Here is a 13987-nt window from a genome sequence, read left to right as displayed (position 1 = left end):
TAATTGAAAGAGATTGCCGTGATGAACAGCCCCGATGCCAAACTGGGACCGCAGCCCGAGATTGTTCTGGTGCGCCCGCAAATGGGTGAGAACATTGGGGCCGCTGCGCGCGCCATGCTGAACTTTGGGTTGGAGCGTATGCGCATTATCGATCCGCGGGACGGATGGCCCAATCAAGCCGCTGTTGCGATGGCGTCCGGGGCAGGGCGCGTATTGGATGCGGCAGGGATCTATGACAATCTGGCCGATGGGATTGGCGATTGCGACTATGTCTATGCTACAACTGCGCGGTCACGCGATCTGGCAAAGCCGATCCTCAGCCCGGAGCGGGCGATGGAAGAAGCCCGTGCCATGCGGCTTCAGGGCAAGAAAGTGGCTGTCTTGTTTGGGCCAGAACGCACTGGGCTTGAAAATGACGAAGTGGCCAGGGCAAATGCCTTGATCTCGGTCCCGGTGAACCCAGAGTTCGCGTCTCTGAACCTTGCGCAATGTGTGCTGCTGACCGCCTATGAATACCGCCGCCAAAGCCATGAGGTAGCGCATCACGTGATGGAATGGGCCGGCAGCGAACCCGCCAGCGCGATCGAGGTCGAGAAGCTGGCAGAGCATTATGAAGAGCGGTTGGATGAGGCTGGCTATTTCTTCCCGGAGACAAAAGCCGAGGTGATGAAAATCACCCAGCGCAATATGTGGAGCCGGTTGAACCTAAGCCGTTTGGACGTTCAGATGTTTCACGGCATTCTGCGCCAGCTACTTCGCAATAAGGGCTGATTAGTCCGCGCGACGAGCCGCCACGATCCACATCACCATCAAGACCAGTGAGCCAAAGGCGTTAAAGTTGGCCATAGTGATGTCCAAAGCCTCGATCGGGATCATGTCGGACAGGCGCCACGGGATTTCGTCGCAGCGCACCAGCGGGGCCGCTTGGATCTGTGCCAGCAGGTCTTCGACAGACAGATCGCCAACGCCGCCGCCCGTGCAAGAGGATGGACCTTCCCACCACTTTCGCTCAACACCAGAATGATAGATGCCCAGCCCGGCTGAGACGGCCATGTTCAATGCGCCCAGCCAACGCAGCATGCGAAGCTTTGTAGCGAGTGCAGCCCCACCAAGGATAACTGCGATGGCATGGGGCCAGCGTTGCCAGAAGCACATTTTGCAGGGTGCATATCCCAGAGCCTGAAAGATGAAAGCGCCCGCAAGAATGCCCGCAGATGCAACAGCGGCGCTGATGATCAGGGTTTTGGTGGACAGTCGGTCAAGCATGCTCATAGGAATTTTACCGCATAGAACCCGCCAATCAGCAGGATACAGAAAAGAGTAAACATCAAACCCAGTCGGCGCTCAATGAAGTCGCGGATCGGAGCGCCGAATTTCCACAAGAGCGTTGCCACGATGAAGAAACGCAAGCCGCGTGCGATGACGCTAGCGATCATGAAGACCCCGAAGTTCAACCCGGTCGCTCCCGACAGGATTGTGATGACCTTGTAAGGAAAGGGGGTGACGCCCGCGACCAACACGGCCCATGCGCCCCATTCGTTATAGCGTGTTGCGAATTCGTCGAAATACTTGTCCTTGCCGTAGAACTCCAACACTGGGCGCCCCACGCTTTCAAACAAACCCCAGCCGATATAGTAGCCGAACATCCCACCAAGCACCGACGCGACAAGCGCCACACCAGCAATCACAAATGCACGCGAGGGGCGGGCGATGATCATCGGGATCATCAATACGTCAGGCGGAATGGGAAAAACCGAGCTTTCCACAAAGGCGACGATTGCCAGTGCCCATAGGGCATGTGGCGTGTCAGCCAAGCTCATCGTCCAATCGTAAAGCTTTTTGATCATGTCTGTGCCTGTAAATTTCTTGGCCCTGACGAACCACGTGCATGGCCCAAGGTCAAGTGAGCTGTGCTTGATGCTAGCGATTAGGTCGGTAAACTGCCTGTGAACGACACCGATGCGTAACAGGTAAAGGAAGCTCAGTATGAAATGGCAGGGTCGGCGCGGAAGCCGTAACATCGAAGATCGCAGACGCGCAGGCGCGGGCAAGGCGCAAGTTGGTGGGCTGGGCTTGCTGGCAGTGCTTGCCATTGGCTATTTCATGGGTGTGGATGTGACACCTCTGTTGCAGGGCGGCGGCGGCTCTGGTGACAGCGGTGGTGGTGAAATAACTGAAGCTGATCGTCAGGCCGGTGAATTCGTCTCGGTCACCTTGGCAGACACGGAAGATGTTTGGTCAAGCCTGTTCCGATCGCAGGTTGGCGAAAGCTACAACCCGGTCACATTGGTTCTTTATAAAGGTGTCACGCAAAGCCCTTGTGGCGGAGCTTCGGGTGCGACCGGGCCGTTTTACTGTCCCGGAGATCGCAAAGTCTATTTGGACACAGCCTTCTTCACCACGATGTCGCGCAAGCTTGGCGCAAGCGGAGATTTCGCGGCGGCCTATGTTGTGGCCCATGAGGTGGCGCATCATGTCCAGAACGAACTTGGCATCTTGATGCAAGCCAACCGTATTCGTCAGCAAGTCAGCGAAGCTGAAAGCAATTCCATATCTGTGCGGATTGAGCTTCAGGCAGATTGCTATTCGGGCATCTGGGCACGCGAAGTTCAACAGCGGTTTGGAACGTTGGAAAGCGGGGATCTTGCCGAGGCCATCAATGCGGCGCGGCAGATTGGGGACGACACGTTGCAACGAAATGCAGGGCGCGTTCCGATGCCACACACCTTCACGCACGGCACCTCGGAACAGCGTGCAAGCTGGTTTGCGCGTGGGTTCGACAGTGGTGACATGCGCAGCTGCGACACTTTTTCCGCCCGTAATTTGTGATTCTTTGCCGGTTCAGTATTTGAGCCGGCAACACACATCAGCCGCTCTTTTTTGTCATTCATGGCGCGTAAGATGTTGATAATATATAATAGTACAAACAATGTTGCGAACGCAACGAAATCCAGCTAAACACGTTTTAGCGACAGGATCAAACAAAGCCGACCAAGCGGTCAAAAAAACTTGCGCGAGTCAGCCGAGACTGATCTTATTGTTGCCAATGCCGGGTAGACCACTCGGGCAGGGATATACACTCGCGTTTGGGAGGAAGCGAAATGAAATTTATGACCAAAGCCACTCTGGCCGGCGCCTTTGCCGTAGGATTGAGCGCAACAGCCAGCTTTGCACAGGACGTGACACTGCGCTGTCAACACTTCCTGCCGCCAAAGGGCTCGACGCCGCTTTACTTCATGGCGCCATGGGCCGAGAAAATCGAGAAAGACTCGGGTGGCCGCATCAAGGTTGAACTGTACCCAGCGATGCAGCTGGGCGGTAAGCCTCAAGCGCTTTACGACCAAATCCGTGACGGCGTGATCGACTGTGGTTGGGCACTGCCTGCATACACTCCGGGCCGTTTCCCGGAAGCAGAAGCTTTTGAACTGCCCTTCATGACCGCACGTAATGCAGAAGCATCGTCGAAAGCGGCATGGGAGTTTTCGGAAAAGTACCTGATGGAACGTATGGGCGACGTTAAGCTGCTTGCAGTGCACGTTCACGGCCCCGGCGTCATCCACAAGAAAGGCGAGCCCGTAATGGCTCTGGCCGATTTCGATGGCCTGAAACTGCGCGGCCCGTCGCGTCAGGCAAACACTCTGTTCGAAACGCTGGGTGCCACGCCTGTTGGCATGCCTCTGCCGACCTTCCCCGAAAGCTTGTCCAAAGGCGTTGTTGAAGGTGGCGTGATCCCGTGGGAAATCGTTCCGCCGCTGAAAGTGCATGAACTGGCTGACAGCCACACCGAGATCCCCGGTGACCGTTCGCTTTATAACACCTTCTTCATCTGGGCGATGAACAAAGACACCTATGCTGGTCTTCCTGATGATCTGAAAGCTGTCATCGACGCAAACTCGGGTCTTGAGACTTCGGGCTGGGCGGGTGCTTCGTTCGACAAAGGTGACGTGATCGGTCGCGAGATCGTTGCTGGTACCGACAACAAAATCCACGAGCTGGATCCGGCACTGGTCGCTGAAATCAAAACCATTGGTGATGCACAGGTTGAAGCCTGGGCCGCTGACATGACCTCGAAAGGTCTGGACGGCGAAGGCATGGTTGCACTGGCCAAAGAGCTGGTTGCTAAATATTCGGACCAGTGATCTGGTGTAAATGAACGCTCCGGGTGGCCTGACCGTCTGCCCGGAGTTTTTCTTGCGCTGCTGCAAATCTCGCAGCAAAGGGAAATTAGGGGGAAACGTCGTGGCGATCGCGAAATCTGCCGAGCTCCGGGTGGGGCGTATCATGGAATTTCTAAGCCGCTGGATGGCCTATTCAGGTGGCGCAGTGTTGGTTGGCATTGCGATGACCACAGTGGTGTCGATCATCGGACGCGCGCTGTCAGGTTACGGACTGTCGCCCGTCAAAGGTGACTTTGAGATTGTCGAGATGGGCTGTGCCATTGCCGTCTTCGCCTTCATGCCATGGTGCCAGTACAAACGGGGCCACGTCACCGTCGACATCTTCATCACCCGCCTTCCGGAACGCATTCAGGCCCTCCTTGGCTTTATCGGCGATGTGTTCCTGACCGGTGCAGCTTTCATCATCTTGTGGCGACTTTGGCTGGGTTTTGGCGAAAAGTTCCCCTTTGGATCAGATGCCTTCCGTGCAGTGTTTGGCATGGGATCAAAACCTTTCTTTGCAGAAAGCACCTATGAGCTTGAGGTCCCTCTGTGGATCCCCTTCGGGCTGTGCCTGATTGGTGCTGCTTTCTTCCTTTTGGTCGCCATCTACACGATGTGGCGGTCCTTCAACTGGGTTCTTGACGGTAAGGAACAACGCGTATGACCGGTATCGAACTTGCGATTGTCGCCTTTGCTCTGATGCTTCTGGCGATCTTCCTGCGTCTGCCCATTGGTTTGGCTATGGGTCTGACCGGGTTCTTTGGCATCTGGTATATGATGGGGCGTCCATCCGTGACGCTGAGCCAGCTTAAGACGCTCTCATATGACACGTTTTCCAGCTACTCGCTGTCGATTGTACCGCTGTTCCTGCTGATGGGGCAGTTTGCAACAAAGTCCGGCATGTCCGGCGCGTTGTTTGAGGCGGCAAGCGACTGGCTTGGCCATCGCAAAGGTGGTGTGGCCATGGCTGCTGTTGGTGCCTGTGCCGGTTTCGGCGCGGTCTGCGGATCGTCGCTGGCAACAGCTTCCACAATGGGGCAGGTGGCACTGCCGGAAATGCGCAAGCGCGGTTACTCCGACGCGTTGTCCACAGGCGTACTGGCCGCCGGCGGCACGCTGGGCATTCTGATCCCACCTTCCGTTATTCTGGTGATCTACGCGATCCTGACCGAGCAGAACATCGTGAAAATGTTTATCGCTGCTTTGGTGCCGGGCATTCTGGCCGCATTGGGCTATATGCTGACCGTCGCTGTTATGGTGCGCATCAATCCTGACAGTGCAACCACGGCCGAGCGTGTGCCCTATGCACACCGTTTCAAAACCCTTCTGTCCATCTGGCCCGTTGTTGTCATCTTTGGACTGGTTATGGGTGGCATCGCGGCTGACTGGAACTGGACCAAAGACGGCGTGCAAGCGCTGTTCACCCCGACCGAGGGTGCGGCCGTTGGTGCGGTAGCAACCGGCCTTTACGGTGTGATGACGGGTGGCCTGAACTGGAAGGGCTTTCTGGACAGCGTTTTGGCGGCCGCACAATCCACTGCGATGATCTTTTTCATCGTGTTGGGTGCGCAGATCTTCAACTCGTTCCTCGCGTTCACCCAGGCCCCGCAGATGTTGGCTGAATGGGTAACCGCACAAGGCTATGCGCCGTTGTTGGTGTTAACGTTGATGCTGGTGGCTTATCTGATTTTCGGGTGCGTCATGGACAGCCTGTCTATGATCCTTCTGACCATCCCGATCTTCTATCCGATCATCGAGGTCTTGGATTTCGGCCTGACACCAGAAGAGGCTGGCATCTGGTTCGGCATCCTTGCCCTGATCGTGGTCGAGGTTGGCCTGATCACACCACCCGTTGGGATGAACCTCTTTATCATCAACTCCATGGCGCGCGACATCCCGATGAGCGCAACCTATCGCGGCGTTGCCCCCTTCGTATTGTCAGACCTGATCCGCGTGGTGGTTCTGGTGGCTTTCCCGGGCATCACGCTCTGGTTAGTCGGCGTATTGTTCTGACGTGAAAAATTGCACGGGGCAGGGGCGGAAATGCCGTTGACCTTGCCCCGTGGCTTAGGTATTTCACCCAAACAGTGCCCAAGTGGCGGAATGGTAGACGCAGGGGATTCAAAATCCCCCGATGGTAACATCGTGAGAGTTCGAGTCTCTCCTTGGGCACCACTTTCCCGCCGAATTCGTGATACATGTACTCCGGCGGCAATCCGGAGCATGACATGAGCGATTCTTCTAAAGATCTCAATTCGATGAAACGGGCAGCAGAGCTGTTGCATCACCGGGGGCTGGGTCTGTCCAAGGGGGATCCGATTGCGCTTCCGATCACGACAAGCTCGATGTTTCATCTGCCGGGGGATCCGGCAGATACGCCGGGATATGGACGCGTTGACAATCCAACATGGGAGGCGCTGGAGAACGCGCTGGCCATTTTGGAAGATGCGCCTTGTGTGGCACTGCCGTCTGGCATGGCGGCCATATCGGCGGCTCTGTTCGCGTGCCTTGGCGCGGGCAAGCGCCTGTTGGTGCCCTCGGACGGGTATTACGTCACCCGTGTGCTGTCTTCCGAGTTTCTGGCGAGCTTTGGGGTGGCCGTCACAGAGCGGCCATCGGCGCAATTTGGTGAAGGTGGTTTTGCGGGATTTGATGTGGTGTTTGTCGAAACACCGTCCAATCCGGGGCTGGATCTATGTGATCTGCGTGCCATCTGTGCAGAGGTTCGCGCGGCTGGTGGGATCACAATCGTCGACAACACAACGATGACGCCTTTTGGGCAACGCCCGTTAGATCTGGGCGCAGATGTAGTCGTGGCGTCTGACACCAAAGCACCGGGCGGTCATTCCGATCTGTTGATGGGTCATGTGGCGACGCGTGACACAGCGCTTCTGGCCCGTATCAGGGATTGGCGCAAAATGTCGGGTGCCATACCATCGCCCCATGCGGCATGGGCGCTTTACCGTGGGCTTGAAACGCTTGAACTGCGCTTCGCCAGAATGTGCGACACGGCAGAGCAGTTGGCCCCGGTGCTTGCAAATCACCCTGCGGTGCAATCCGTGCGCTTTCCGGGTCTTCCAACCGATCCGTCCCACAATCTGGCCACGTCGCAAATGGAGCGATTTGGATTTTTGATCGGGCTGGACTTTGGGTCAGAAGTCCGCGCCGAGCAGTTTATCGAAGGGTGCCGTTTTTTAAGACCCGCGACCTCTTTTGGCGGCGTACATAGTTCTGCGGAGCGTCGGGCGCGGTGGGGGGATGAAGTGTCGCCGGGCTATGTCCGACTATCTGTCGGGTGCGAACCTGTCGATGCCTTGCTGCAAGACTTGAGTGATTCTTTGAACAATTTGGGTCAGCGGTAGCTCAGCCTTATTGTTGTCACAATCGACAGTCGCGTTAACGATTGCACTACCATAGGTCGCTTCAAAGCCATTCAAAACCATGAATGCGATTTATTGATAAGTCTAATGTTTGTTGTTTCGGAGAAAACAAGAAGACAAACGTAAGCGTTACCCAAGCTTTAACGATTTTACTTTTGTTCGGCCGGAAATATAAATCACGAAATAACAATAAGATAAGTCATTTTGGAAATTTCCTGATGGCTTTCATTAACGACTGCGACCGAAAAATCACGTCTCACCCTTTTTCTTTTGATCATTTTCACACTTTAGGCATTTTTTCGGATTATATTCCCCTTAATGAGAACTGGAGTTCCATATATCCAGTCCACAAATGGTGAGTTGTGAGTTAACAGTTGGTACTTCGTGACTATAAAATTGAGGACGAATTGAGCGTTTCGTGGCCGGGGGTTCCGGTGGTGCGCAGTGAGGCTTCTGTCTCGGCGCAGAATGAATCCCGTCGCGCAAAACTTGGTGTCGCTCTGTCAGGTGTCTCGGCCAACACGATGGTGGAAACTTCGCGTGGTCCGGTTGCCGCACGTGACTTGCAAGTTGGGGATAAGGTCCAAACACTTAAAGGCCGTTTTGTTCCGATCCGTTGGTTGGGCCATTCGAGCATCACCAAAACTCAACGCGCTGCACCTGTTCGCTTCCCTGAAGTGTCAGGGGGACAATCTGGTGCTCTTCTCACTCCCGGCAGCCTGGTTTTGGTTGATCACCCTTTCTGTGAAATGCTAACGGGGGAGCCGCAGGTCGTTTGTGGGGCCCATATGCTGGCAGATTTTGGTCAGGCAGAAGTTGATGACACAGTCGCACCGATGATGGTGCATATTCTATTGGATAAGACTGAAATGATCCGTTGCGGTGACTACTGGGTGGAAAGCCTGATCCCTGAGATCGATCTGATCCGTCGCGATGCACCAGAAGCTGCGGATGAGATCTTGGCAGCGCTTCCAAGACTTCGTAGCCAACGTGGCATCGCCTCGTATCTGCGCGACCATCTGGTAATCGACCGCCGCGAAGCCAGCGTTATTTTTTCCGCTTAGTTTTCTCCCAAGCGCGCCAGTCTTCCGGGGTATCCAAATCCCGAATGGCATTTTTCTTGGGCAATGGGTGGTGCTGAACCGCTTCAGACGACATCACCTGTTTGGCCCCATTATCCCCTGTTAAAGCTTCCAACTCTGGTCGGAGCCTTGCCGGAAAGACCACGGGATGTCCGGCTTTGCCATCATCGCTGGTTGCGCGCAGGATCGACTGGCCGTCGAAAGCGTTCAGGATTGACGTAAGATCCTGTGCCGTCAGGTCTGGCAGGTCCGCCAGCACAACCACAATACCGGTCGAGATAGGTGGAAGAGCTTTCACCGCCGTTGACAGGCTATGCCCCATCCCTTGGATGTCTGTCGACACTGGAACGCAGGTCGCCCTAGATTGCTCCACAAGCTGTTTAATATCGCTGTCGTGTGGGACAGCAACATAGGGAACGAACCCGGCTTGATTGATCATTTCGATGCGGTTTTCAACAAGGAGCTGCCCGGAGGGCAGCATCCGCATCAGCTTGTCTTGTCCCATACGGCGGGACCGACCGGCGGCCAAAAGCACTATCGCAATATCGGCCGCCGACATGATTTACTTTTCCGGGATCAAGCCGCGTGGGCTGAATCTGAGGACCAAAAGCAATACGATCCCCATCGAGAAGAGGCGCATATGCGCCGCGGAATCCAACAGGTGGGATTTCAGCGCAGAGCCTTCCTCAAGCCCCATCGTGACCACGGACATCAACCAATAGCCAATCGGCTCCACCTGGATCCAGAGGAACCAGATCAGGAACGCGCCAAGAACAGATCCAAGGTTGTTACCTGACCCCCCAACAATCACCATCACCCAGATCAGGAAGGTGAAGCGCAAGGGCTGATAGGTGCCGGGAACCAGCTGCCCATCAAGCGTGGTCATCATTGCGCCCGCCAATCCGCACAGGGCCGACCCAAGCACAAAGATCTGCAAGTGGCGCTTTGTGACGTCCTTGCCCATCGCCTGCGCCGCGACTTCATTGTCGCGAATGGCGCGCATCATGCGGCCCCATGGTGAATTCAGCGAAAGCTGCGCCAGGATGATCAGTGCGACCAGAACCACTGTGAACAGGGCCGAGTAAGACAGTTTCACCGCCAAGGTTGATGCGGTCGTCGTGTCTAGACCAATGCTGTCCGCGCGCGCGATGAAATCCGCGTTCTTTTGCAGATCAATCTCGTACGGGACCGGGCGGGGAATGCCGATGACGTTTTTCACGCCGCGTGCCAGCCAGTCTTCGTTCTTGATAACGGCAAGCACAATCTCCGAGATACCAAGCGTCGCAATCGCAAGATAATCCGAGCGCAGACCCAAAGCGGTTTTGCCAACGACCCATGCAACACCAGCGGCCAAAAGACCACCTACGGGCCACGCCAAAATGGTCATGTAGCCATGAGCTTTGTAATTGTCTGGACCACCGGGGTTCAGGCCCCCCAGATACCCGGTTTGTGCGGGATTGATCGCCTCGACCCCTGCCACACCAGCGTCGAAGATAAAACGAAAGAGGACAAACCCAGCGATCAAGGTGCCAGCCACTGCCAGCATTCGACCACGACCCGCAGCCATGCGGCCATAGATCAAAACCGCCAGGATAACGGTCGCGGCACCAACCAAGAGGCCAAAGACGATACCAAGACCGCCAGAGCTCCACGCGCCTGGCGTCGTTGGCATCGCGACCAATACGGTTGCAAGACCACCAAGGGCCACAAACCCCATGATCCCGACATTAAACAGCCCGGCATAGCCCCATTGAAGGTTCACGCCCAAAGCCATGATGGCTGAAATCAGCGCCATGTTCAGAATGGACAACGAAGAGTTCCAGCTGCCTGCAAAGACCCACCAATTTGTCGATCCCTGAAGGATAAACAAAAGCGCGACAGCTGCGAACAAAAGCGGAGTACGAAGAGACTGGTTCATAGCGATTGCCCCTTGAAAAGACCGGTGGGTTTGAAAAGCAAGACCACAATCAGGATCACAAAGCTGACCGCAAATTTATAATCCGTAGACATCAGCTGCACGAGGCTTGAGGGTTCAAGGCTTTCCGGCAACAGATAAGTTGCGACCTTCTTCCACGCGTAGGTGATGGTGATCTCGGAAAAGGCGATGACAAATCCGCCTGCAATGGCGCCCAACGGGTTCCCCAATCCGCCAACAATTGCGGACGCAAAGATTGGCAGCAGAAGTTGAAAATAGGTGAATGGCTTAAAGGATTTGTCCAACCCATAAAGCGTGCCTGCGATGGTGATCAAAGCCGCGACAATGATCCAAGTGATGACCACGACACGCTCGGGGTTGATGCCTGACAGCAGCGCCAAATCCTCGTTGTCCGAAAACGCGCGCATGGATTTACCGGTGCGTGTTCGATTCAGGAACCAAAACAGCGCGGCCACAACAATGATCGCGGTGACAATGGTGATGCCTTGGCTTGTCTTGAAGGCCAGACCTTCGTTCAGGCCCGTGGCGTTTTTGAAGTCACGCGCTTTGATGATGAAACGTGCACCATCTGCAAATCTCTGCTCTCCGGGGCCAATGATGAAGCGAACGATGCCGTTCATGATGAACATCACACCCAACGAGGCCATAACAAACACAATCGGCTTTGCTTTGACCCGACGATAAAAACGATAGACCGTGCGATCTGTGACGATCAGCAGGACGGCCGTTGCCGCAATTCCGAAGGGCAGAGCAAGAAGGGCGGTCGGCAGAGGGTTGATGGACAGGCCCATGTTCTGGAACCACCAGGTGAACAGGATCGTTACCATTGCCCCAAAAGCCATGGTGTCACCATGCGCGAAGTTCGAGAACCTCAGGATGCCGTAGATCAGCGTGACCCCCAGCGCGCCAAGCGCCAACTGGCTGCCATAGGCGATGGCCGGGATCAGTACAAAATTGGAAAGCGCCACAAGCGCGTTCAGAAAGTCCATCAGAACTCTCCCTTACAGGTGCCCAAATAGGTGATCACCGTTGGGCCATCATTGGCATGCGCCGTAAAGCGCGCGGTATCCCCGTTGCGGGACAGAAGATATTCAGCGCCGTCACCGGTGGAGAAGATCGTGGTTAATGCGCCGGATTGTTTGGCGGCAACGATGGTCAGGTCACCGAAATCCGTGATCAGACGCTCGCCATCAAGGTCAGCGGTCAGAGAGAACGCGGTTTCTTGACAGGCGTCAGCTTCGTAGCATTCGGTTTCAAACAAGCATTCTTGTGCAAAGGCAGGCAGGGACAAGGTGCTCAGGATCAGTGCAAAGGTAAGACGAGTCGCGAGCGAGTTCCGAAAGATCATTTCTCATTCACCTCGCATTTTCCTGTCTCGACGCTGACATGCACTCCATCGGAAAAAACAGATTGGGTCACCCTGACGCCAGTCCCATCTTTGTAGATGGTGGTATGTATCCCACGAAGAACACCCCCGACATACGGGGAGATAAAGTGTCTCGCGCCGTCATAGCTTTGAACCTCAAAGGAATCATGGTTTCTATCAATCAACTCGGGTTTTGATGTTGAGGCAATCACCCGAACATCATTCCTTTCTTTGGGCTTTTCTGACTCGTCGCTAAAACTTCTGTCGAAGTCACAAATGATTTCAAACACCATTTCGTCTTCGGTTGGAACAGTTTCTGCTGTGATCGGCGAGGCAAGCGCAACGAATGCCGACAGCCCAAGAAGAGTGTAATGTGGTCGAATGCATATCGCGTTACTCATCCCTCAGCCCCCCAAGAACGAACGGCGGACTTCGGGGTCGGCCAGAAGCTCTTTGCCCGATCCGGTATGCGCGTTGCGACCTTGCACAAGGACATAGCCTTTGTCTGCAATCTCAAGTGCTTGGCGGGCGTTTTGTTCGACCATCAGGATCGAGATGCCTGTGCGGGCGACCTCGATGATCCGGTCAAACAGCTCGTCCATCACGATGGGGCTGACTCCCGCTGTAGGTTCGTCAAGCATCAACACGGTTGGCTTGGTCATCAGTGCACGGCCAACAGCCACCTGTTGACGCTGGCCGCCGGACAGCTCGCCCGCGGGCTGGTTGCGCTTTTCGCGCAGGATCGGAAACAGCTCATAGACTTGTTCCATGGTCTCTTGCACGCCGTCTTCACGGATGAACGCACCCATTTCCAAGTTCTCTTCCACGCTCATCGAGCCGAAAATGTTGTTGGTTTGCGGGACAAAGCCCATGCCCTTGCGCACACGAGCCTGAGGGGCGAGGTTTGTGATGTCTTCGCCACCCAAGCGAACCGCGCCCTGGCGCAGGTGCAACATGCCGAAAACGGCCTTCATGCCGGTCGACTTGCCTGCGCCATTGGGGCCTACGATGACCGCAATCTCGCCTTTCTCAACCGCAATCGTGCAGTCATGCAGGATGTCGGGGCCGTTTTTACCGTACCCGCCGGTCATGCTGTCACCGATCAGATACGCATCTTTGCTGTGTACGGCCTGATCCGTACCCGTTGCCGGGATCATTGAACCTTGGCCTTTGGGATTGGTGATCGAGGCATCCTTGTTGCCGCGATCGTCCTGATAGGGATTGCCGCTCATGCGCCCACCTTGTCTTTGTTTTTCAAGCCCGTGCCCAAATAGGCTTCGATCACTTGTTCATTGGCTTTGATCTCGGCCAGCGTGCCTTCGGCCAGTACTTTGCCCTCGGCCATACAGATCACCGGGTTACAGATCTTCTCGATGAAATCCATGTCGTGTTCGATCACAACAAAGGTATAGCCGCGTTCTTCGTTCAGACGTTTGATGGCGTCTGCGATTGTGTAAAGCAGGGTACGGTTCACGCCTGCGCCAACCTCATCCAGAAAGACGATTTTGGCGTCGACCATCATAGTGCGGCCAAGTTCGAGAAGCTTCTTCTGCCCGCCCGAGATCTCGCCCGCGCGCAAGTCTGCGATGTGGGAAATCGTCAGGAATTCAAGCACTTCATCTGCCTTGGCGCGCAGAGCGCGCTCCTCGTCGGCGATCCGTTTGCGTCCGAACCAGGTGTCCCAAAGCCGTTCGCCCGTTTGACTGCCAGGAACCATCATCATGTTCTCACGACACGTCATCGAGCTGAACTCATGCGCGATCTGGAACGTACGCAGAAGGCCCTTGTGAAACAGCTCATGCGGGGGCAGGCCGGTGATGTCCTCGCCTGCCATAGTAACGCGACCAGAGGTTGGTTTCAGAACCCCAGCAATCACGTTGAAAAGTGTGGTCTTTCCCGCCCCATTCGGTCCGATCAACCCTGTGATAGAACCGGTTTCGATGCGCATCGTCGCACCATCAACGGCGCGAAAGCCACCAAAATGCTTGTGAACGTCTTCTATGACGATCATGTCCATCCCCTTTGCAACTTTAAGATAGCTGCTTAACATATTGAAACAGCCC

16 protein-coding genes and 1 tRNA gene are annotated in these 13987 nt (G+C 55.4%); 8 read left to right on the top strand and 9 right to left on the bottom strand.

Annotation, left to right across the window (positions count from 1 at the left end; translation table 11 throughout):
• The first annotated feature begins 21 nt into the window (after positions 1 to 21).
• Entirely contained in the window at positions 22 to 771 is a 750-nt protein-coding gene (locus MWU55_RS14770) for an RNA methyltransferase (RefSeq protein WP_246937337.1), read from the top strand.
• Here MWU55_RS14770 and MWU55_RS14765 read toward each other — a convergent pair whose 3' ends face one another.
• Both MWU55_RS14765 and MWU55_RS14760 read right to left on the bottom strand, forming a co-directional pair.
• Positions 772 to 1272, bottom strand: a complete 501-nt coding sequence (locus tag MWU55_RS14765; RefSeq protein ID WP_246937335.1) for a disulfide bond formation protein B — start codon at positions 1270 to 1272, stop codon at positions 772 to 774.
• Complete coding sequence (locus MWU55_RS14760; protein ID WP_246937333.1) at positions 1269 to 1847, bottom strand: YqaA family protein; 579 nt, start codon at positions 1845 to 1847, stop codon at positions 1269 to 1271. Before MWU55_RS14760 ends, MWU55_RS14765 begins: the two co-directional genes overlap by 4 nt.
• Positions 1848 to 1986: 139 nt before the next feature.
• Between MWU55_RS14760 and MWU55_RS14755 the strand changes: the two genes are divergently transcribed.
• The 7 genes from MWU55_RS14755 to MWU55_RS14725 all read left to right on the top strand — a co-directional run bounded on the left by MWU55_RS14755 (position 1987) and on the right by MWU55_RS14725 (position 8604).
• The gene (locus tag MWU55_RS14755; protein WP_246937331.1) at positions 1987 to 2829 is read left to right on the top strand and encodes a neutral zinc metallopeptidase; all 843 of its coding nucleotides are present in this window, start codon (positions 1987 to 1989) and stop codon (positions 2827 to 2829) included.
• 272 nt (positions 2830 to 3101) lie between these two features.
• Positions 3102 to 4139: a TRAP transporter substrate-binding protein gene (locus MWU55_RS14750; protein ID WP_246937329.1), complete on the top strand. Its 1038-nt coding sequence runs from the start codon at positions 3102 to 3104 to the stop codon at positions 4137 to 4139.
• Between the two features lie 100 nt (positions 4140 to 4239).
• Positions 4240 to 4824, top strand: coding sequence for a TRAP transporter small permease (locus MWU55_RS14745; protein ID WP_246937327.1), 585 nt, complete (start codon positions 4240 to 4242; stop codon positions 4822 to 4824).
• Positions 4821 to 6173, top strand: a complete 1353-nt coding sequence (locus MWU55_RS14740; protein ID WP_246937326.1) for a TRAP transporter large permease — start codon at positions 4821 to 4823, stop codon at positions 6171 to 6173. The genes MWU55_RS14745 and MWU55_RS14740 overlap by 4 nt, the downstream gene beginning before the upstream one ends.
• 76 nt (positions 6174 to 6249) lie before the next feature.
• Positions 6250 to 6335 (top strand) — tRNA-Leu (locus MWU55_RS14735).
• Between the two features lie 53 nt (positions 6336 to 6388).
• Positions 6389 to 7522: a cystathionine gamma-lyase gene (locus tag MWU55_RS14730; RefSeq protein ID WP_246937324.1), complete on the top strand. Its 1134-nt coding sequence runs from the start codon at positions 6389 to 6391 to the stop codon at positions 7520 to 7522.
• Positions 7523 to 7947: 425 nt separating this feature from the next.
• On the top strand, positions 7948 to 8604 hold the full coding sequence (locus tag MWU55_RS14725) for a Hint domain-containing protein (RefSeq protein ID WP_246937321.1): 657 nt from the start codon (positions 7948 to 7950) through the stop codon (positions 8602 to 8604).
• Here the strand turns inward: MWU55_RS14725 and MWU55_RS14720 are convergent.
• From MWU55_RS14720 to MWU55_RS14690, 7 genes are read right to left on the bottom strand one after another with little or no spacing between them, the layout of a single operon-like run.
• Entirely contained in the window at positions 8588 to 9181 is a 594-nt protein-coding gene (locus tag MWU55_RS14720; RefSeq protein WP_246937319.1) for a nucleotidyltransferase family protein, read from the bottom strand. The genes MWU55_RS14725 and MWU55_RS14720 overlap by 17 nt on opposite strands.
• A gap of 3 nt (positions 9182 to 9184) precedes the next feature.
• Positions 9185 to 10540 carry a branched-chain amino acid ABC transporter permease gene (locus MWU55_RS14715; protein ID WP_246937317.1) on the bottom strand — a complete coding sequence of 452 codons (1356 nt, stop codon included), beginning with the start codon at positions 10538 to 10540 and terminating at the stop codon, positions 9185 to 9187.
• Entirely contained in the window at positions 10537 to 11547 is a 1011-nt protein-coding gene (locus MWU55_RS14710) for a branched-chain amino acid ABC transporter permease (RefSeq protein WP_246937315.1), read from the bottom strand. The genes MWU55_RS14715 and MWU55_RS14710 overlap by 4 nt, the downstream gene beginning before the upstream one ends.
• Positions 11547 to 11906, bottom strand: a complete 360-nt coding sequence (locus tag MWU55_RS14705; RefSeq protein WP_246937313.1) for a hypothetical protein — start codon at positions 11904 to 11906, stop codon at positions 11547 to 11549. The genes MWU55_RS14710 and MWU55_RS14705 overlap by 1 nt, the downstream gene beginning before the upstream one ends.
• Complete coding sequence (locus MWU55_RS14700) at positions 11903 to 12325, bottom strand: hypothetical protein (protein WP_246937311.1); 423 nt, start codon at positions 12323 to 12325, stop codon at positions 11903 to 11905. Before MWU55_RS14700 ends, MWU55_RS14705 begins: the two co-directional genes overlap by 4 nt.
• A 3-nt stretch (positions 12326 to 12328) precedes the next feature.
• Positions 12329 to 13156 carry an ABC transporter ATP-binding protein gene (locus tag MWU55_RS14695; RefSeq protein ID WP_246937309.1) on the bottom strand — a complete coding sequence of 276 codons (828 nt, stop codon included), beginning with the start codon at positions 13154 to 13156 and terminating at the stop codon, positions 12329 to 12331.
• Positions 13153 to 13935, bottom strand: coding sequence for an ABC transporter ATP-binding protein (locus tag MWU55_RS14690; protein ID WP_246937307.1), 783 nt, complete (start codon positions 13933 to 13935; stop codon positions 13153 to 13155). Before MWU55_RS14690 ends, MWU55_RS14695 begins: the two co-directional genes overlap by 4 nt.
• Positions 13936 to 13987 lie beyond the last annotated feature (52 nt).

Source organism: Aliiroseovarius sp. F20344 (assembly GCF_023016155.1).
In the GTDB taxonomy this organism is placed as follows: Bacteria; Pseudomonadota; Alphaproteobacteria; order Rhodobacterales; family Rhodobacteraceae; genus Aliiroseovarius.
This window is presented reverse-complemented; position numbering and strand designations above follow the sequence as displayed.